This window comes from Pseudonocardia lacus (genome assembly GCF_018531445.1).
Taxonomy (GTDB): domain Bacteria; phylum Actinomycetota; class Actinomycetes; order Mycobacteriales; family Pseudonocardiaceae; genus Pseudonocardia; species Pseudonocardia lacus.
The window spans coordinates 1-17,023 of record NZ_JAHDTH010000188.1; the positions used below are offsets into that span (position 1 = coordinate 1).

General features: G+C 74.3%; 20 protein-coding genes, 2 tRNA genes and 1 pseudogene. 10 read left to right on the top strand and 13 right to left on the bottom strand.

Features of this window, described 5'->3' with window-relative positions; genetic code table 11:
• The 5 genes and pseudogenes from KIK08_RS30135 to KIK08_RS41995 all read left to right on the top strand — a co-directional run.
• Positions 1-387 (top strand): annotated as a pseudogene (locus KIK08_RS30135) (hypothetical protein); the annotation flags it as partial.
• Between the two features lie 109 nt (positions 388-496).
• Positions 497-2,416 carry a Stk1 family PASTA domain-containing Ser/Thr kinase gene (pknB, locus tag KIK08_RS30140; protein ID WP_214406694.1) on the top strand — a complete coding sequence of 640 codons (1,920 nt, stop codon included), beginning with the start codon at positions 497-499 and terminating at the stop codon, positions 2,414-2,416.
• Positions 2,417-2,489: 73 nt separating this feature from the next.
• Positions 2,490-3,134, top strand: coding sequence for an aminodeoxychorismate/anthranilate synthase component II (locus KIK08_RS30145; RefSeq protein WP_214406695.1), 645 nt, complete (start codon positions 2,490-2,492; stop codon positions 3,132-3,134).
• 135 nt (positions 3,135-3,269) lie between these two features.
• Complete coding sequence (gene crgA / locus KIK08_RS30150; protein ID WP_214406696.1) at positions 3,270-3,539, top strand: cell division protein CrgA; 270 nt, start codon at positions 3,270-3,272, stop codon at positions 3,537-3,539.
• Between the two features lie 45 nt (positions 3,540-3,584).
• Positions 3,585-4,055: a PH domain-containing protein gene (locus KIK08_RS41995; RefSeq protein ID WP_214406697.1), complete on the top strand. Its 471-nt coding sequence runs from the start codon at positions 3,585-3,587 to the stop codon at positions 4,053-4,055.
• Between the two features lie 17 nt (positions 4,056-4,072).
• Here KIK08_RS41995 and KIK08_RS42000 read toward each other — a convergent pair whose 3' ends face one another.
• The 4 genes from KIK08_RS42000 to KIK08_RS30175 are packed head-to-tail and all read right to left on the bottom strand — an operon-like array spanning position 4,073 to position 7,060.
• Positions 4,073-4,948: a rhomboid family intramembrane serine protease gene (locus KIK08_RS42000; RefSeq protein WP_214406698.1), complete on the bottom strand. Its 876-nt coding sequence runs from the start codon at positions 4,946-4,948 to the stop codon at positions 4,073-4,075.
• Positions 4,949-4,960: 12 nt separating this feature from the next.
• On the bottom strand, positions 4,961-5,503 hold the full coding sequence (locus KIK08_RS30165; RefSeq protein ID WP_214406699.1) for a peptidylprolyl isomerase: 543 nt from the start codon (positions 5,501-5,503) through the stop codon (positions 4,961-4,963).
• A gap of 37 nt (positions 5,504-5,540) precedes the next feature.
• Complete coding sequence (locus KIK08_RS30170; protein WP_308257987.1) at positions 5,541-6,707, bottom strand: alpha/beta hydrolase family protein; 1,167 nt, start codon at positions 6,705-6,707, stop codon at positions 5,541-5,543.
• Positions 6,708-6,736: 29 nt separating this feature from the next.
• Complete coding sequence (locus tag KIK08_RS30175) at positions 6,737-7,060, bottom strand: putative quinol monooxygenase (protein ID WP_214406700.1); 324 nt, start codon at positions 7,058-7,060, stop codon at positions 6,737-6,739.
• A 155-nt stretch (positions 7,061-7,215) separates the two neighbouring features.
• On the opposite strand from KIK08_RS30175, the gene KIK08_RS30180 reads away from it, so the two are divergent.
• From KIK08_RS30180 to KIK08_RS30190, 3 genes are all read left to right on the top strand, one after another.
• On the top strand, positions 7,216-8,007 hold the full coding sequence (locus KIK08_RS30180; RefSeq protein ID WP_214406701.1) for a GNAT family N-acetyltransferase: 792 nt from the start codon (positions 7,216-7,218) through the stop codon (positions 8,005-8,007).
• A 35-nt stretch (positions 8,008-8,042) separates the two neighbouring features.
• Positions 8,043-8,840 carry a class I SAM-dependent methyltransferase gene (locus KIK08_RS30185; RefSeq protein WP_214406702.1) on the top strand — a complete coding sequence of 266 codons (798 nt, stop codon included), beginning with the start codon at positions 8,043-8,045 and terminating at the stop codon, positions 8,838-8,840.
• Between the two features lie 155 nt (positions 8,841-8,995).
• The gene (locus KIK08_RS30190) at positions 8,996-10,207 is read left to right on the top strand and encodes a serine hydrolase domain-containing protein (protein WP_214406703.1); all 1,212 of its coding nucleotides are present in this window, start codon (positions 8,996-8,998) and stop codon (positions 10,205-10,207) included.
• Here the strand turns inward: KIK08_RS30190 and KIK08_RS30195 are convergent.
• The 3 genes from KIK08_RS30195 to KIK08_RS40485 all read right to left on the bottom strand — a co-directional run bounded on the left by KIK08_RS30195 (position 10,204) and on the right by KIK08_RS40485 (position 11,990).
• Positions 10,204-10,689, bottom strand: a complete 486-nt coding sequence (locus KIK08_RS30195) for a DUF6653 family protein (RefSeq protein ID WP_214406704.1) — start codon at positions 10,687-10,689, stop codon at positions 10,204-10,206. The two genes, KIK08_RS30190 and KIK08_RS30195, sit on opposite strands and share 4 nt — an antisense overlap.
• Positions 10,686-11,294 carry a TetR/AcrR family transcriptional regulator gene (locus KIK08_RS30200; RefSeq protein ID WP_214406705.1) on the bottom strand — a complete coding sequence of 203 codons (609 nt, stop codon included), beginning with the start codon at positions 11,292-11,294 and terminating at the stop codon, positions 10,686-10,688. Before KIK08_RS30200 ends, KIK08_RS30195 begins: the two co-directional genes overlap by 4 nt.
• 87 nt (positions 11,295-11,381) lie before the next feature.
• Entirely contained in the window at positions 11,382-11,990 is a 609-nt protein-coding gene (locus tag KIK08_RS40485; RefSeq protein ID WP_308257988.1) for a CGNR zinc finger domain-containing protein, read from the bottom strand.
• Here KIK08_RS40485 and KIK08_RS30210 point away from each other — a divergent pair.
• On the top strand, positions 11,950-13,269 hold the full coding sequence (locus tag KIK08_RS30210; protein WP_214406706.1) for an MFS transporter: 1,320 nt from the start codon (positions 11,950-11,952) through the stop codon (positions 13,267-13,269). The two genes, KIK08_RS40485 and KIK08_RS30210, sit on opposite strands and share 41 nt — an antisense overlap.
• Here KIK08_RS30210 and KIK08_RS30215 read toward each other — a convergent pair.
• Both KIK08_RS30215 and KIK08_RS30220 read right to left on the bottom strand, forming a co-directional pair.
• Entirely contained in the window at positions 13,251-13,832 is a 582-nt protein-coding gene (locus KIK08_RS30215) for a dihydrofolate reductase family protein (protein WP_214406707.1), read from the bottom strand. The two genes, KIK08_RS30210 and KIK08_RS30215, sit on opposite strands and share 19 nt — an antisense overlap.
• Positions 13,833-13,896: 64 nt before the next feature.
• Complete coding sequence (locus tag KIK08_RS30220) at positions 13,897-14,718, bottom strand: AraC family transcriptional regulator (RefSeq protein WP_214406712.1); 822 nt, start codon at positions 14,716-14,718, stop codon at positions 13,897-13,899.
• 152 nt (positions 14,719-14,870) lie between these two features.
• Between KIK08_RS30220 and KIK08_RS30225 the strand changes: the two genes are divergently transcribed.
• On the top strand, positions 14,871-15,776 hold the full coding sequence (locus tag KIK08_RS30225; RefSeq protein WP_308257989.1) for a MerR family DNA-binding transcriptional regulator: 906 nt from the start codon (positions 14,871-14,873) through the stop codon (positions 15,774-15,776).
• A 148-nt stretch (positions 15,777-15,924) separates the two neighbouring features.
• Here KIK08_RS30225 and KIK08_RS30230 read toward each other — a convergent pair.
• From KIK08_RS30230 to KIK08_RS30245, 4 genes are all read right to left on the bottom strand, one after another.
• Positions 15,925-15,997: transfer RNA gene (locus KIK08_RS30230), tRNA-Ala, on the bottom strand.
• A 45-nt stretch (positions 15,998-16,042) separates the two neighbouring features.
• A complete protein-coding gene (locus KIK08_RS30235) occupies positions 16,043-16,159 on the bottom strand; it encodes a DLW-39 family protein (protein ID WP_214406708.1) in 117 nt (38 codons plus the stop codon).
• 34 nt (positions 16,160-16,193) lie between these two features.
• A tRNA-Ile gene (locus KIK08_RS30240) sits at positions 16,194-16,267 on the bottom strand.
• A gap of 109 nt (positions 16,268-16,376) precedes the next feature.
• A partial coding sequence (locus KIK08_RS30245; RefSeq protein WP_214406709.1) for a DUF3566 domain-containing protein occupies positions 16,377-17,023 on the bottom strand: 647 nt, incomplete at its 5' end.

Sequence of the window (17,023 nt, forward strand, 5' to 3'; positions counted from 1 at the left end):
ACCGGTTCCACACCGCGGCGACCGGCCCGCCACCACGCCCCGCCGCCGGCGCCACCCACCGAGCCGTTGCGGCTGCAGCCGCGCTCCGGGCGCAGCCGCACGGTGCTGCTGGTCCTGTTCGTGCTGCTGACCCTGGCCGCGGTCGCGGTCGGGTTCTACGTCCTGCGCACCGTGGTGCTCGCGGGTCCCGAGGCGCCCGGCACGGTCGTGTCCGGCTCTGCGGTGTCCGGCTCTGCGGCGTCCGGCACGGTGGTGTCCGGAGCGGCTGCCGGTACCGTTGCGGTGCGGGGACTGCCGCTGTCGGTGAGCGGTGCGCCCGGTGCGGTCGCCGTGAACGGTTCGTCGGTCGTCGTGGATGCGACGGCATCGGTCGGTGGCGCCCGGTGAACCCGCGCAGCCGACGGTCCGGCGCTCCGTGGGAGCCCGTGACCTCCCGGAGGGCGACGTGGCCCGGCAAGATGTCCGAATCATCCATGACTCCCAGGAACCGGCAGCGATGACCACCTCCCGACTGTTGTCAGATCGGTACGAGCTGGGCGAGGTGCTCGGCTACGGCGGCATGTCCGAGGTGCACCGCGGCCTGGACACCCGGCTCGGCCGCGACGTGGCGATCAAGGTGCTGCGCGCCGACCTCGCCCGCGACCCCCAGTTCCAGCTGCGGTTCCGCCGCGAGGCGCAGAACTCGGCCGGCCTGAACCACCCGGCGATCGTCGCCGTCTACGACACCGGCGAGGTGGAGGGCGAGTTCGGCCCGCTGCCCTACATCGTCATGGAGTTCGTCGACGGGCAGACCCTGCGCGAGATCGTCAAGACCGAGGGCCCGATGTCGCAGCAGCGCGTCGTCGAGGTCATGGCCGACGTGTGCGCCGCGCTCGACTTCAGCCACCGCCACGGCATCATCCACCGCGACGTCAAGCCGGCCAACATCATGATCACCCACGGTGGCGCGGTGAAGGTGATGGACTTCGGCATCGCCCGCGCGCTGGGCGAGGGCCAGAACGTCACCCAGACCGCCGCCGTCATCGGCACCGCCCAGTACCTCTCGCCCGAGCAGGCCAGGGGCGAGGCGGTCGACGCGCGCAGCGACGTCTACGCGGCGGGCTGCGTGCTGTTCGAGCTGCTCACCGGGGAGCCCCCGTTCACCGGCGACACCCCGGTCGCGGTGGCCTACCAGCACGTGCGGGAGGACCCGCGGGCCCCGTCCCAGGTCAACCCGAACATCCCGCCGGCGCTGGACGCGGTCATCCTCAAGGCCCTGTCGAAGAACCCGGCCAACCGCTACCAGTCGGCCGCCGAGCTGCGCGCCGACCTGGTCCGGGTGCGGTCGGGGCAGAACCCGATGGCCCCCGCGGTGATGAGCGAGGACGAGCGCACCGCGATGCTCGCCGCCTCCGCCGGCGGGCCCACCCGCCGGGTCAACGGCGGCCGCCACGGCCCGCCCACCGGCACCGGCCCGGCCACCGACTACGGCTACTACGACGACGAGCCCCAGCGCAGCACGGGCCGCATCGTCGGGATCGTGGTGGCGGTGCTGGCCGTCGTGGGCCTCGTCGGCTTCGGGGCCTACCAGTTCCTGGCCGGGCCGACGGAGCCGAAGAGGGTCGAGGTGCCCGCGCTGGTCGGGAAGTCCGAGCAGGACGCCCGCAGCCAGCTCACCGCGGCCGGGCTCCGGGTGGGTGAGGTCGTCCCGGTCCCGTCCAGCGTCGAGGAGAAGGACAAGGTCGTCCAGACCGACCCGCCGCTGGGGGCGCAGGTCACCGAGTCGACCCCGGTGAAGCTGTCGGTGGGGGCCGGTCCGGCCGAGGTCACCGTGCCCCGGCTGGTCGGCGAGGACCCGGAGAAGGCCGCCGATGAGCTGCAGGCCGTCGGGCTGGAGCTGGGCACCAACACCAGCCGGGAGACCCCGGACCAGGCCCAGGTCGGCAAGATCATCGAGACCGACCCGGAGCCGGGCGTGAAGGTGGCCGGCGGCTCCACGGTCAACATCGTGGTCGGCAAGAAGCAGACCACCGTGGAGATCCCCGACCTGCAGGGCGAGGACCCCCAGGAGGCGGCCAACCAGCTCGCCGCGCTCGGCCTGGACGTCAACCGCGAGGCCCCCGAGGTCGAGGGCCCCGGCGAGAAGGGCACGGTCGCCGAGACCGACCCGCCGGCGAAGACCAAGGTCGACCCGGGCAGCAAGATCCAGATCAAGGTCTCGGACGGCAGCCAGGCCGAGGTCCCCGAGCTGGAGGGCCTGTCCGAGGGCGAGGCCCGCGCCAAGCTCGCCGCGGTCGGCATCTTCAACATCAAGGTCAACGAGCAGGGCGTCGACGACGACGCCGACGACGGCAAGGTCGTCGACCACTCGTCCGAGCCGGGCGAGTCCGTCGACAAGGACGACCAGTTCGAGATCGTCATCGGCAACAAGGACTGAGCCGCGCACCCCGTGGGGGTGTCCTCCCGGAACCGGGAGGACACCCCCACGGTCGTTCGGGGACACTGGGCCGATGCGCGTCCTGGTCGTCGACAACTACGACAGCTTCGTCTACAACCTCGTCCAGTACCTGGCCCAGCTCGGCGCCGACACCGCGGTCCGGCGCAACGACGAGGTCGACCTCGACGAGCTCGACGACGTCGACGGCGTCCTGGTCAGCCCCGGCCCGGGCACCCCGGAGCGGGCCGGGATGAGCCTGGAGGTCGTCCGGCGCAGCGCCGAGCGCGCCACGCCCCTGCTCGGGGTGTGCCTGGGCCACCAGGCCATCGGCGTGGCCTTCGGCGGCGTGGTCGACCGCGCCCCCGAGCTGCTGCACGGCAAGACCTCGCTCGTGCACCACGGCGCGGTCGACGGCGCCGACGTGCTGGCCGGCCTGCCCGACCCGTTCGTCGCCACCCGCTACCACTCGCTGTCCATCCGCCCGGAGACGCTGCCGGCCGAGCTGGAGGTCACCGGCCACACCGACAGCGGCGTGATCATGGCGCTGCGGCACCGCGAGCTGCCCCTGCACGGGGTGCAGTTCCACCCCGAGTCCGTGCTGACCGACGGCGGGCACCGGCTGCTGGCCAACTGGATGGCGGCGGCGGGCCACCCGGTCCCGGAGCCGATCGTGACCGCGCTGACCGAGGAGACCGCGGCGGTGGCCGCCCGCGCGTAGCGGTGCGCGTCCGCCACGCAACGGGATACCGGCAGCTCACCCGCGCCGTCCGGCACGCTACCGTGGAGCTCAGGTTCCGCACGCCGGGTCGGTCGTCCGGCCGTGCCCGATACGAGGCCGTCGCGAGGTCAGCACATGCCCAAGTCCAAGGTCCGGAAGAAGACCGCCTACACCCCGCCGTCGCGCGACGCCAGCAACCGCACGCCGGTGAAGGTGAAGGGCCCGACCCACCCGATCTACATCGCGGTGATGCTCGGCCTCATGCTGGCCGGGCTGGCCTGGCTGGTCGTCAACTACCTGGCCGGCGACCGCATCGACTTCATGCTCGCGCTCGGCTCGTTCAACTTCCTGATCGGCTTCGCGCTCATCGTCGTCGGGCTGCTGATGACCATGCGGTGGCGCTAGGACCGCTCGTCGGTCCCCCGCTGTGGACAACCCCTGTGGACAACTGTGGCTGAGGGCGCGCGCGAACGGGAGTGGAGCCCGGCCCCCGGCCTGGTCGTCATCGGGTGGGCGGCGGCCGTGGCCGCCGCGGCGTGGTGCGTGCTGCTCTGGTCGTCCCACGGCGATCCCGCCGGCCTGCTGATCGCCGGCACCACCGCCGTCGGCCTCGTCGTGGCCGCCCTGTTCGGCACCCGGGCCCGGCCGCGGCTGCGCGCCGACGCCGACGGGCTCACCGTCGGCGGGCTGCTGCGCGCTCGGCACTACCCGTGGCCCCTGGTGGGCGACCTACGGGTGCTGCGCACGCGCCGGCTGGGGCTGCGCGGCTCGCTGCTGGAGATCGACGCCGCCACCGCCGACGGCCGGGAGCGGCTGCTCGTGTTCGGCCGGCTCGACCTGGACCAGGACCCGCAGGACGTCGCCCCGCAGGTGCTCGCCCTGCGCCCGGCCCGGGGCCGCCCCGTCCAGCCCGACGACTGATCGGGCCGGACGGGCGGTCAGGTCAGCGTCGTCACCCACATCAGGGCGAGCACCAGAACGGTGAGCGCGCCCAGCAGCACGGCCTGCATCGAGGTGCGGTGGCGCCCCGGTCCGTAGACCAGCGCGGCCGTCGCCGCCGCTCCGACCACCAGCCCGCCGAGGTGCCCGGTGATCGAGATGCCCGGGATCACGAAGCTGATCACGATGTTCACCACGATCAGCCCGACGACCTGCCCGAGCGGGAACCGCATCCGGCGCAGCACCACGGCCAGCCCGCCCATCAGGCCGAACACCGCACCGGAAGCCCCGGCGACCTCGATGCGCGGCAGGTCGAACACCATCACCGCGGCCGAGCCGCCGAGCATCGCGATGAAGTAGACCGCCAGGAAGCGCCCGCGCCCGAGCACCGACTCCAGGTCGCGGCCCAGCACGTAGAGCGCCAGCATGTTGAACACCAGGTGCACCGGGCCGATGTGCAGGAACCCGGCGGTCACCACCCGCCACCACTCGCCGGCGCCCACCAGCCGCGGCACCAGCGACAGCGCGCCGAACACCGGCGCGTTCGCGTTCGCCGTGACGCTGCCGGCCTGCAGCACGGTCCACAGGAAGAGCGCGACGTTGACCGCGATCAGCGTCGGCACGACCACCACCGGCCGCCGACCGGGCGCGGCCCCGGCCACGGTGCGCCCGCGGCGCGCCCCGCGCTGCCCCTCGGCGACGCAGTCCACGCACTGGTAGCCCACCGAGGCCTCGCGCAGGCAGTCCGGGCAGGCCGGGCGACCGCACCGGGTGCAGGTGAGCCCGGTCGGGCGGTCGGGGTGGCGCACGCACACCGCGGGGGCGGCCGGGGGCGGGCCGCCGTGCTGGGGGCCGGGGGGTCCGGCCGAGGTCACCTGGGGTGCCGCCTAGTCCGCGATCTCGACGCGCTGGATGACGACCTCGTCGAGGGGGCGGTCGTTGCGGTCGGTGCGCGCGGCCGCGATGGCGTCGACGACCTGGCGGGACTCCGCGTCGGCCACCTCGCCGAAGATGGTGTGGCGGCGGTTGAGGTGCGGCGTCGGGGCGACGGTGATGAAGAACTGCGAGCCGTTGGTGCCGGGCCCGGCGTTGGCCATCGCCAGCAGGTACGGGCGGTCGAACTTGAGCTCGGGGTGGAACTCGTCGCCGAACTTGTACCCGGGGCCGCCGCGGCCGGTGCCGGTCGGGTCGCCGCCCTGCAGCATGAAGCCGCTGATCACCCGGTGGAAGACCGAGCCGTCGTAGAACGGGCCGCTGTTGCCGCCGGAGGCGTTGGGCTCGGTGTACTGGCGGTGCCCGCTGGCCAGGCCGACGAAGTTGTCGACCGTCTTGGGCGCGTGGTCGGGGAACAGCACCAGCCGGATGTCGCCCTTGTTGGTCCGCAGCGTCGCGGTCGTCTTGGAACTGGGTGGTTGGGTCACGTGGCCCATCGTGCCAGCACCGCGGCCCGTGCGTCGGTGCAGACCCTCACCCGAGCACGTCGTCGAGGAACCCGGTGACGGTCCGCTCGTAGCCGGCGGGGTCGGCGTTCCAGGAGCCGGTGTGCTCGACGTCGGGCACCTCGACCAGGCGCATCGGCCAGTCCAGCCGCGGCGCCTCGGCGGCCAGCGCGCGGCTCGACGACAGCGGCACCGCGGTGTCGATCGTGCTGTGCACGACCAGCGTCGGCGGGCGCACCGCCGGCGGGCGCCTGCGCAGGTCGAAGCGGTCGAAGTCGATGCCGATGCGGCGCTCGGTGACCGCGCCGGCCAGCGGGCTCAGCTGCGCCGGGAGCCTGCGGTTGCGCGCCTGCTGGCGCAGCGTGGCCCGCCAGTCGACCAGCGGCGCGTCCCACACCAGCGCCGCGACGCAGGCCGCCGCGGGCGAGCGGTCCAGGAAGGCGCCGGTGATGGCGGCGCCCATCGACCAGCCCATCAGCACGACCCGGTCGGCACCCCGACCGCGGGCGTAGCCGACGGCGGCCTCCAGGTCGGTCCACTCGGTGTCGCCGAGGTGGTAGAAGCCGTCCGGGCTGGGCGGGGCGCCCTCGTCGTTGCGGTAGCTGATCAGGAGCGCCGGATGGCCGCGCCGGTGCAGGGCCGGCAGGATCCGCAGCCCCTCGCGCAGGGTGCCGCCGCGACCGTGCACCAGCACCACCCACGGCCGGTCGCCGCCGGGCACGAACCACCCGGGGTAGGCGCCCAGCGGACCGGGCACCTCGACCGCCTCGAACTCCAGCCCGACGGCGCCGGGGTCGGGGTCGTAGGGACCGGTGTCGAGCACCGCCTCGGTGCCGACCGGCGGCACCGGGCCGCCCCGCAACTCGCGCACCACCGAGCGGCGGTCGTCGCGGACCACCGGTCCGAGCGCGGCGAGCCCGTCGGCCCAGCGCAGGCCCCAGATCCCGGGCTGGCGGGTCAGCCGGTTGGCGACCAACGTGACGCTCTCCCGGTCGGCGGCGAGGACCCGCTCCGGGTACACCGGGCGGGCGGTCGGGTCGAGCAGGATCGAGGAGTACAGCCAGCCGATCCCGGCGACGGCCCCGGTGCCGAGGCCCACGCCGAGGCCGGCCCCGATGCCCCACCCGAGCGCGGCACGCCGCGCCCCGCCGTTCGACGCGATCAGCCCAGCGGCCACGGTCCCGGTCGACGCCACCGGACGATGATCCCCGATCCGGGCCCGGCTCAGCGCGGGGTCACCTCGCCCATCTTGTTCCAGCCGCTGCCCTCGACGCCCTGGATGCTGACGATGTCCGGGGTGGTGGCCACGACGTCGGGCATCCACCCCATCGCCGTCTTGAAGTGCTCGGAGTTGACGTGGTCGCCGCCCGCGTCGTCCTGGAACGCCTCCACCAGCACGAACTGGTTGGGGTCGTCCACGCTGCGCGACCACTCGAAGAAGATGTTGCCCGGCTCGGCCCTGGTGGCGGTGGTGAAGTCGGCGACCAGGTCGAGCCACTGCTCCGCGCGCTCCGGGCGGATCGTGAACTTGACGACGATGAAGATCACAGCGGTCCTCCAGCTCCGTGCCGACTCCGTTGCCGACCACGGTCATTCTGGTCGCAGACGGGGGCCGGGTCACCTCGCCGATCGAGCGGGCCGCACCCGCCGGCGCTATCGTGCCGGGCGGGGGACCACCCAGAGGATCGCGAGGTGGTCGCCCCATGGCATCCGGCGGAATCGGCGGGCTCGACGCGCAGGCCGTGGCCGAGCGGTTCTGGGCCACGGGCGGCGAGCGCCTCGACCTCGACGGCGCGACGCTGGTGCGGCACTCCGCGGCGCCCGACCAGCCCCTGGGGACGTTCCTCACCGGCGTGCGCACCACCTCCGCGGAGCACCTCCAGGACGTCCTCGCCCGCTGCGACGACCTGGTCGACGGCGGCTGCCGGCGCGTCGTCGTCGACGCCGCGACACCGCCGGTCGTGGCGGCCCACCTCGCCATCGAGGACTGGACCCCGACGACGCAGCTGCTGCTGGTGCTGCCGGGCGCCGTCGCGGTGCCGGGCGCGGGCATCGCGCCCCGCCCGGTGAGCACCGACGAGGACTGGGCGCGGGTCACCGAGCTGTTCCGGGCCGACCACCTGGAGGAGGACGCCCGCCACGCGCGCAGTGCCCGGCCCGTCGCCACCACCACCGCCGCCGTGGCCCTGCGCCGCAGCCTCGCGCCGGCCGCGACCTGGTTCGCCGTCGAGCGCGACAGCGGGTTCGTGGCGATGGTCGCCGCCTGGGCCAGCGAGCAGGGCGTCGGGGTCGTCGAGGACGTGTACGTGCGGCCGGAGGCGCGCCGCGCCGGGCTGGCCCGCGAACTGCTGCGGTTCGCCGTCGGGCACGCGCGGGCGGGCGGTGCGGGCCCGGTGCTGATCGGGGCCGAGACCGACGACAGCCCCAAGCACCTCTACGCCCGGTTCGGCTTCCGGCCGGCGGCGGTCGTGCACGGGTGGGAGCGCGGAATATGAGGTGGTTCCACGTGGAACACGTGCGACGGTGAGGCGTGACCGACACCGCGCGCGAGAGCCTCCGCACCACCTTCGACACCGCGGCCACGCGCTACGACGCCGCGCGGCCCGGCTACCCCCGGGCCATCGTCGACGAGCTGGTGCGCCTCGCCGGCGTCGGCCCCGACGACCACGTGCTGGAGATCGGCTGCGGCACGGGCCAGCTGACGGTGCCGCTCGCGGAGCGCGGGCTCCGGGTGACCGCGGTCGAGCTCGGCCCCGAGCTGGCCCGCGTGGCCCGGCGCAACCTCGCCGCGCACCCGAGGGTCGAGGTCGTCGTCGGGGCGTTCGAGGAGGTGGCGCTCGAACCCGGCTCGTTCGACCTGGTCGTCGCGGCGACGTCGTTCCACTGGCTCGACCCCGCGGTGCGCGTCGAGCGGTCGGTCGAGCTGCTGCGCCCCGGCGGCGCGCTGGCCGTGATCGGCACCGAGCACGTCGCGGGCGGGAGCTCGGCGTTCTTCGCCGATGCGCAGGACTGCTACCTGCGCTGGGACCCGGCGACCCCACCGGGGCTGTTCCTGCGGCCGGCGGCGGCGATCCCGACCGCCCTCCCCGAGCTGGACGACGCGCCGCGGCTGGGGACGGTGCACCTGCGCCGGCGGCAGTGGGACGCGGAGTACACCACCGAGCAGTACCTGGACGTGCTGCGGACCTACTCCGGCCACATCGCCCTGCCGCCCGGCGGCCGGGACGGCCTGCTCGGCTGCATCGGCGCGCTCATCGATGGCCGCTACGGCGGGCGGATCACCAAGCGCTACCTGACCGAGCTGCGGGTCGCCCACCGCACCGGGTAGCGGTAGTGCCTGCTGTACCCGAGGTCGGCAGCTGACGGGATCGAGCCGGGGGCCGTTCCCGGACACGCTTGGCGGGTCCGCAACCCCCGACCACCGCTGGAGCACCTTCGATGTCCGACCCCCACGGCCGACCTCCCCGCACGACCCCCCTCACCATGAGGACCTCCCCGTTCACACCGCGCCGGGTGGTCACGGTGCTGGCGGCGCTCGCGGTCCTCGGCGGGGGTACCGCGCTGGCCGTGTCCGAGGAGTTCGGCGCACCGGCCGCCGGTGCCACGGCGGCGACCCACAGCACGCCCGACGCCGTCCAGCCCGACGCCGTCCAGCCCGACGCCGTCCAGCAGAGCCTGGACGCCCTGGTCCGCGACGGCGGCTTCCCCGGCGCGCTGGCCGCGGTGCGGGACGCGGACGGGCAGAGCCGGAACTACACCGCCGGCGTCGGCGACCTGGCCACCGGGGAGGAGGTCCCGGTCGACGGGCGGGTGCGCATCGCCAGCAACACCAAGATGTTCACCGCCACCGTCGTGCTCCAGCTCGTCGCCGAGGGCCGCGTCGACCTCGAGGCGCCGATCGAGACCTACCTGCCGGGCGTCGTGCGCGGCGACGGGATCGACGGCCGTCAGATCTCGGTGCGCCAACTGCTGCAGCACACCAGCGGCATCGCCGACTACGACGACAAGCTCGCCGCCGACCTGATCGCGTTGCGCGACGGCCACCACGAGCCGCTGGAGCTGGTCGAGCTGGGCCTGAGCAGCCCGGCGCTGTTCGCCCCCGGCCAGGGCTGGTCCTACAGCAACACCAACTACGTGCTGGCCGGGCTGCTGGTCGAGGCCGTCACCGGCAACCCGGTCGGCGACGAGATCACCGAGCGGATCATCGAGCCGATCGGCCTGGAGGACACCTACTGGCCCGCCGCCGACGACCGCACCATCCGCGGCCCGCACCCGCACGGCTACGTCACCGTCGACCCGAACTCCCCGCCGGTCGACTTCACCGAGCAGAACGTGACGGCCGGCTGGGCCGCCGGTGCGCTGATCGGCACCCCGTCCGACCTCAACCGCTTCCTCGTCGCCCTGCTCGGCGGCGACCTGCTGGAGCCCGCCGAGCTCGCCGAGATGCAGCGCACCGTGGACGCCCCCGAGTTCGACACCACCGGCAAGGCCCGCTACGGGCTCGGCCTGGCCGGCTTCACGCTGAGCTGCGGCGAGGTCGCGTGGACCCACGGCGGCACCGCGCTGGGCTACCTGACCGCCGACGCCGTGACCGAGGGCGGCCGTGCAGCGACGGTGGCGGTCACCGCGCTGCCCACCTCGCTGGAAGCGGCCGAGCAGCTCGAAGCCGCGCTCGACACGGCCCTCTGCCGCTAGACCGAACCAGCCCTGGCCATGTCCTCGTACATCCACACCAGCCGGTCGATCCGCCACAGCTGGGCGAGCACCACGAGCACCGCGCCGGTGACCGTCGGCCACACGTCCAGCGCGACCAGCCCCCACGCCAGCAGCGCGATCCCGACGATCCCCGGCACCGCGACCAGGCGGAACGCGGTGCGGTGCGCCGGCGGCACGTCCGTGCGGCGGCGCGCCCACACCATCTCCCCGTGGATGCCCTTCGACGCCCACGCCGTCGGGTGCTCGACCGGCGGGAACACCCGCGGGTTCAGCCACAGCCACACCGCGACGACCGCCAGCGGCAGCAGGCACCACCACCCGATCCACGCCCGGCTCCAGATCGACAGCACCAGCGGCGGGATCGCGGCGAACCGCGTCCACACGCTCCACGGGTTGGCGTGGCGCATCCAGGCGTCGTCGGACATCGAGAAGGCGCGGGCGATCGCGCCCGTCGCGCTCACGGTCGGCTCCCGGTGGTGACGAGCCCGGTGGCCAGGCTCTGGATCGTCAGCTCCAGCACGTGCGGGTACTGCGCGCCGTGGTCGGCGCGGTGCAGGACGACCAGCCCGACCATGCGCAGCACCCCGACCACGGCCATCGGCGGCGCCGCCACCAGCTCCCCCGCGCGTTGGGCCCCCTCGACGAACTCCAGCAGCGGCCCCAGCAGCACCGGTTCGACGCGGCGCAGCTCCTCGGCCCCCATCCGGCGGGCGACGGCGGCGAGCTCCTCCGGGTGGGTGAGCAACCGCCGGTAGAGCGGGTCGCCGTCGAGCAGGTCGACCGTCGTCCGCATGACGGCCACCAGCGCGGCGCGGACGGGCCGCTGCGCCACTGCCTCCGCGAGCCGGTCGGCGTGCGCGGGCGCCCGGCGCAGCAGCAGCTCCAGGTAGAGCGCCTCCTTGGCCGGGAAGAAGGCGTAGAAGCTGCTCGTCGCGATGCCGGCCGCGGCCGCCAGCTCGGCCAGCGAGGTCTTGCGCAGGCCCTGCGTGGTGAACAGCTCGGCCCCCGCGACCACCAGCGCCTCGGTGATGCGCTGCCGGTCGGGTGCGTCGAAGGCGACGGCCATCCTAGCCTCGAACCAATGAACACTTCATTCTTTCGTTCATAGCCCTGTCGGACGACGGCCGCAAGCCCGCCGACACCACGTGTGCGGTCAGCCCGCGGCGCGGGCGGCCCGCCGCCGGGCCGCCCTCCGCGCGGTGTAGCGCTCCATCTTGCGAGCCGTGCCGCAGTCGCCCATGTCGCACCAGCGGCGGCTGCCGTTCTTCGACCGGTCGAGGAACACCCACGGGCACGCCCCGCACCGCTTGATCCGCGCCAGCCCCGGGGCCACGGCGAGCCGGCCGGCGGCTCCGGCGGCGGCGAGCAGGAGGGCGTCGGCGGCGGGGAGGTGGGACCAGTCGTGGGTGGTCGCTCCCGGTTCGCCGACCAGTTCGGCGTGGGCCACGGCCTCGGCGACGACAGGACGCAGCGCCCGCCACGGTGCGGCCAGGTCGGTGCCGTCGGCGGCGGCGCCGAAGAAGCCGGCGACCGCCGTCCGCAGGTCCTGCGCCCGCCGGACAAGGTCCGCCGCCTCCTCCGCGTTCGCGGCCAGCCGGCGCGCGCGCTCGGGGGCCAGCGCTCCGACCGCCTCGGCCCACGCGCCGATGTCGTCGGCCGTGCCCAGGTGGTCGTGGTGCTGCGGGCCGCCCGGGTCGTCGACGGTGTTGACCAGGTGCGCCGTGCAGTTCGTGGACGTCCTCGGCGTGACGGCACTGGTCACCGCCCTGCCGCGGATGCTGGACGAGCTCGGCGCGGGGCCCGGGTGGGGCGTCCTCGCCGTCACCGTCTACGCGGCCCTGTTCGGCGGCCTGCTGCTGCCGGCCTCGCGCTGGGGCGAGCGGATCGGTCACCGCCGGTGCGTGGTGGTCTCCGTCGCGGTCTTCGCCGCCGGGGCGCTGGTCGCGGCACTCGCGACGACGGCGTGGCTGCTCGTGGCGGCGCGCGCGGTGCAGGGCGCGGCCGCGGCGGCGTCGGTGCCGTCGGCGCTGGCGCTGATCACCACCCACGTCCCGGAGGGTCCGCGGCGGCGTCGTGCCGTGGCGGCGTGGAGCGCCGCCGGCGCCGCCGCCGGGATCTCCGGGTTCCTGGCCAGTGGGGTGCTGACCGAGTTCGCGAGCTGGCGCGCCGTCCCGTGGACGATGGTGCTGGTCGGGGGCGCGCTGGTCGTCGCCGTGCTGCGGACGGCCCCGGCCGACCCGGCGTCCGACGCACGGTCACCGATCCCGTGGCGCTCGGCGGCGGTGCTGCTGGGCGGGGTGGCGGGCCTCGTGGCCGGGCCGGCGCTGCTGACCGAAGGTGGGGCGGCACCCGCGGGCCTCACCGTCACCGCGCTCGGCGCCGCCACCGTCGCGGTGTTCGCCGTGCACGAGCGCCGTGGGCGCCTCCCACTGATCCCGGTCGGCGCCCGCCGCTCCTCCGCGGTGCGGCGTGCCGCGCTGGTGTCGTTCGTCAACACCGCCGCGACCGGGTCGTCGTTCACGGTGGCGACGATCCACCTGCAGCGCGACCTCGGCCTGACGGCGCTCGACACCGCCGGCCTGCTCGTCGGGTTCAGCGTCCTGGTCATCGCCGGATCCGCACTGGCCCCGACCCTCGTGGCGCGGATCGGCACCACCCGCACGCTGACGACGGGGCTCGCCGCCATCGCGGCCGGCAACCTCGTCCTCGTCGCCCTGGACCCGCCCGCGGCGGTGGGGATCGCGGCCGGGATCTGCGGCGCCGGGATCGGGATCTCGTCCGTGGCCGCCAACGACCTGGGCACCTCGGTGCGGGCCGACCTGCGGGCCGTCGCCGCCGGCGCGCTCAACACCGCCGCTCAGCTCGGCACCGCGATCGGTACCGCCGTCCTCGTCCTGCTGGCCACCCAGGCCACGCCCCGGCTCGCCTGGGGCGCGGCCGCCGCGCTCGCTCTGGTGACGGCGGCGGGTCTGGCGGTGTCACCGTTCGCCGTGGGCTTCTTCGCGTACCCGCCCCGGATCGGTCAGCGGCGCACCCGGTAGCGCAGGTGGAGCACCCGGTCGCTCTGGATCACCACGTCAGGATCCTCCAGCAGGTGCTGCGCGTGGACCGACCCGAAGTAGCGCTTGCCGGACCCGAACACCACAGGCACGACGTCCATGCGCACCTCGTCGACCAGGCCCGCGGCGAGCGCCTGGCCACCGACGTCGCCGGCGGCGACCTCGACCACGCGGTCACCCGCAAGCTCCTGCGCCTTGGCCACGGCCGCCTCGACGCCGTCGACGAAGTGGAACGGTGCCTCGGGGTCCCAGCCCTCGGGCTGTGGCCGGTGCGTCACGACGACCACGTGGTCGATGCCGCCCGGAGGCTTCCCGTCCCAGCCGTCGGTCAGGTCGAAGACGTGGCGGCCGGCGACCGTCACCCCGATCTGGTCCCAGTACGGCCGGGTGTAGTCGTAGGACGTCTGCGACACCTTCACCGCGCCGCTCTCGTCCAACGCGACGTCACCGCTGGACAACCAGTCGAACAGCGGACCGGGCTGGTCCTTCTCGTCCGCGATGAAGCCGTCCACCGACACCGAGCTGTACATGACAACCTTGCCCACAGGGCTCTCCTCTGCAATGGAGGCCCCAAGTTAGTGGGTCGTGAGCTGTCGCTCTTGTAAGAAATCAATCGGCCGGCAGCGGCCAGCTGTCCAGCACGTGGTCGGGGTGTTCGCGCAGGAACCGCCGCCGGACCTCGACGTACCGGGTCGGCGTGAGCCCGGTGAACGCCCGGAACTCGTGGCCGAAGTGGGCCTGGTCGAAGTAGCCCGCGCCACCGGCGACGTCGCCCCAGTCGATCGGTTCGGCGAAGTCGATCGCGAGCATGGTGGCGGCGAAGCGCTGGGTGCGGGCCAGCCGCTTCGGCGTGACGCCGATCAGCTCCTTGAACCGTCGCGCCAGATGGGTGCTGCTGACACCGGCCGCCACGCCCAGCTCGCCGATCGCCACCGACCCGCTGGTCGCCGCGATGACGCTGCTCGTACGGCGGACCAGCCCCAGGCCGGCGGTCTCGCCCAGCCGTCGCCTCAGCTCCTCCTCGAGCAGCGTCAGCATCTCGTGCGGTCCGTCCGCCGTGGCCAGCCGGTCCCGCAGCCCGGCAACGGCGGCCCGGCCCCACACCTGCTCCACCGTCACCGGCCGGTCACACAGCTCGGCCGCGGGCATCGGCAGGAACGGCGCCGGCCCCCACGGCTTGAAGTGCACGCCGACCGACCGGGTGCGGGGTGGGTAGCCGAACTCGAACGCGCGGGTGGGCACGGTGACCACGCAGCCGTCGGCGTACTCGGCCGCCTCGATCTCGGTGCCGGCGCGGATGCGGAACGGCGCCCCGAGGTTGACGATGAGCAGCGCCCCCGGAATCGGCGGCAGCATCAGCCGGGCGTACGGCGGTTCGCCCTCCAGGTAGTAGAGGTCGTCGATCAGCCCGTCCAGCGGCGGTCGCGGCACTCTGGACACGTACTCCACGCCCACAGCATCGCCGACGCCCCCGCAAGGCGCCGATCCCGGACATCCCCGGGCCCTCGACCGGTTCTGGCTGCCCGTCGAAGCCGGCGGCCGCGAGTTGACCTCGCCCCAGGGGCGACGCCCATGCTAGTGGCGTGAACGAACTGACCGCCGGAGAGTTCCAGGCCGTGACCGGGTTGTCGGCCAAGGCGCTGCGGCTCTACGCCGAGCGCGGCATCCTGGTCCCGGCCTCGGTCGACCCCGACTCCCGCTACCGGCGGTACCGGCGCTCGCAGGTGCGCCACGGGGTCATCGTCGACCTGCTGCGCCGGGCCCAGGTGCCGCTGGCCGAGATGGGGTCGGCGCCGGCCTTCGACTTCGACGACTGGCGCGAGCAGGTTCAGATGCGGCGCACCATCGAGGACTTCCACCTCGCCGTGGCCGAGCGCGTCGCCGCGTTCGACCCGGGGCAGTTCCGCGCCCACAGCAGCCCCGCACCAGCGCAGGACTGGGTCGGCGTGATCGTCGACGACGAGCTCCCCGCCGACGTCGAGGCCTGGATGGAGGCGCTGCCGGGGCTGGCGGTCGACCTGCCGGCGATCGACCGCGCGTTCGGCGAGGCCCTCGGCGACCTCGGCGTCCGGCCGCCCGACCGGGTGTGGACCGCGGTCCCCGACACCGGTCGCGCAGCCACCACGCAGATACTGCTGGCCCGGCCGGTTGCCGTCGGTGTGGACGCGCGGTCGCGGACGCTGATCGAACAACGCGTGCGGGCCGGGAGCGGGCGCGCCGTGCGCGCGGTGACCGGCACGCTGCCCGACCGCGTGGAGATCACGTTCACGGCCACCGCCGTCGGCGGCGAGCCGACCGGGGAGCCGTCGACGGTCGAGGAGGCCGCGGCCGGGTACCTGCACCTGCTGGCGTTCGACGAGCACGTCGCCCGCCACCGCCTCACCGCGATCGGCCGGACCGCCCGCCAGGTCGTGCAGGGCCCGTGGCTGTACGACCTGGGACAGGCCCAGCCCGTGAGCGTCTTCGACGTCCACCGGGCCACCGGTTAGGCCGGCCGCGGTTCGCACGGATCCATCGCCGCACGGAACGGGGCGTTGGTCCTGGCGTGGCAGTACTCATCGACACCGGCCGTGAGCCGGCGCAGGATGCGGCGCGCGCCTCGGCCTCGGTGGTCGTCGACCCGCGCAGCCTCAGGGGTGGAGACGAGGGGAATCGAACCCCTAACCCCCGCCTTGCAAAGGCGGTGCTCTGCCAATTGAGCTACGTCCCCCGACCGAGCGGGGCGGACCCGCTCGGCAGAGCGGCGCGCGCTACCTCAGTTGCCGGAGGTGGCGTCGTGCCAGAGGTCGTCGTCCGAGCGGGAGGACCGGACCTTCGAGAAGACGAGGGCGCCCGCTGCCAGCGCGACGACGACGGCGAGAAGCTTCTTCATTGATTCACGTCCTGCCTGTCCCGGGGATGGGGAGTGGGCCCAGCTGGATTTGAACCAGCGACCTCGTCGTTATCAGCGACGCGCTCTAACCAACTGAGCTATGGGCCCGTGCGGCGAGGACGAGGTTACACCGCCGTCCCCGACCGCCGGCAACCGGATACCCCTTGGGGAATCCGCAGGTCACGGGGTCGGCGTCCGACCCAGCGCCGGCCGCGGGTCAGTCGCGCTCGGAGAGCGTGACCTCGATGCCGCCGACCAGGTCGGCCGAGACGTTGTAGACGAACGCCGCGACCGTCACCCCCACCGCGAACAGCAGGCTGTTGATGGCGCCGACCACCGCGGCCAGACCCAGCACCCGGCCGGCGCTGATCAGCGAGCTGCCCGTGGCCGCCTCGCCGGAGACCAGGTCGGAGTAGGTGCCGTTGAGCTTGTCCCACACGCCCATGCCGTCGAGCACGCCGTAGAGCACGCCCACCGCGACCAGCCAGATGAAGAACAGCACCACCGCGAGCACCAGGGCCAGCTTGAGCACCGACCACGGGTCGAGCCGCTTGAGCTGCAGCGCCGCCTGGCGGGGCGGCCGGCTGCGGCCCGGTCGGGCCGCCGGCCACCCGCCGCTGCGGGTGGTCGCCTGCTCGTCGCCGCCGTCGGGGGCGTCCCGGGGCGGCGGCGGGGTGATGCCGCGGTCGTTGACGTCGATGTAGGTGGTCGGGCCCTCCTGGAGGAGCTCGCCCACCGAGGCGTCGGCCGTCACGACCTGCTGCGGCTCCTCGTAGCGGGACGCGGCCTCCTTGCCGGGCACCCGGTTCCACGGCGGGGCGGCCGCCGGGGCCGGGGCGGGCCGGGTGGCGGCGGCCGCGTCGA

Excerpts from the sequence above, each read along its gene's own strand:
- pknB (WP_214406694.1), top strand. The coding sequence starts at position 497 with ATGACCACCTCCCGACTGTTGTCAGATCGGTACGAGCTGGGCGAGGTG.
- KIK08_RS30145 (WP_214406695.1), top strand. The coding sequence starts at position 2,490 with ATGCGCGTCCTGGTCGTCGACAACTACGACAGCTTCGTCTACAACCTC.
- crgA (WP_214406696.1), top strand. The coding sequence starts at position 3,270 with ATGCCCAAGTCCAAGGTCCGGAAGAAGACCGCCTACACCCCGCCGTCG.
- KIK08_RS30165 (WP_214406699.1), bottom strand. The coding sequence starts at position 5,503 with ATGGGCCACGTGACCCAACCACCCAGTTCCAAGACGACCGCGACGCTG.
- KIK08_RS30180 (WP_214406701.1), top strand. The coding sequence starts at position 7,216 with ATGGCATCCGGCGGAATCGGCGGGCTCGACGCGCAGGCCGTGGCCGAG.
- KIK08_RS30190 (WP_214406703.1), top strand. The coding sequence starts at position 8,996 with ATGAGGACCTCCCCGTTCACACCGCGCCGGGTGGTCACGGTGCTGGCG.
- KIK08_RS30200 (WP_214406705.1), bottom strand. The coding sequence starts at position 11,294 with ATGGCCGTCGCCTTCGACGCACCCGACCGGCAGCGCATCACCGAGGCG.
- KIK08_RS30235 (WP_214406708.1), bottom strand. The coding sequence starts at position 16,159 with ATGAAGAAGCTTCTCGCCGTCGTCGTCGCGCTGGCAGCGGGCGCCCTC.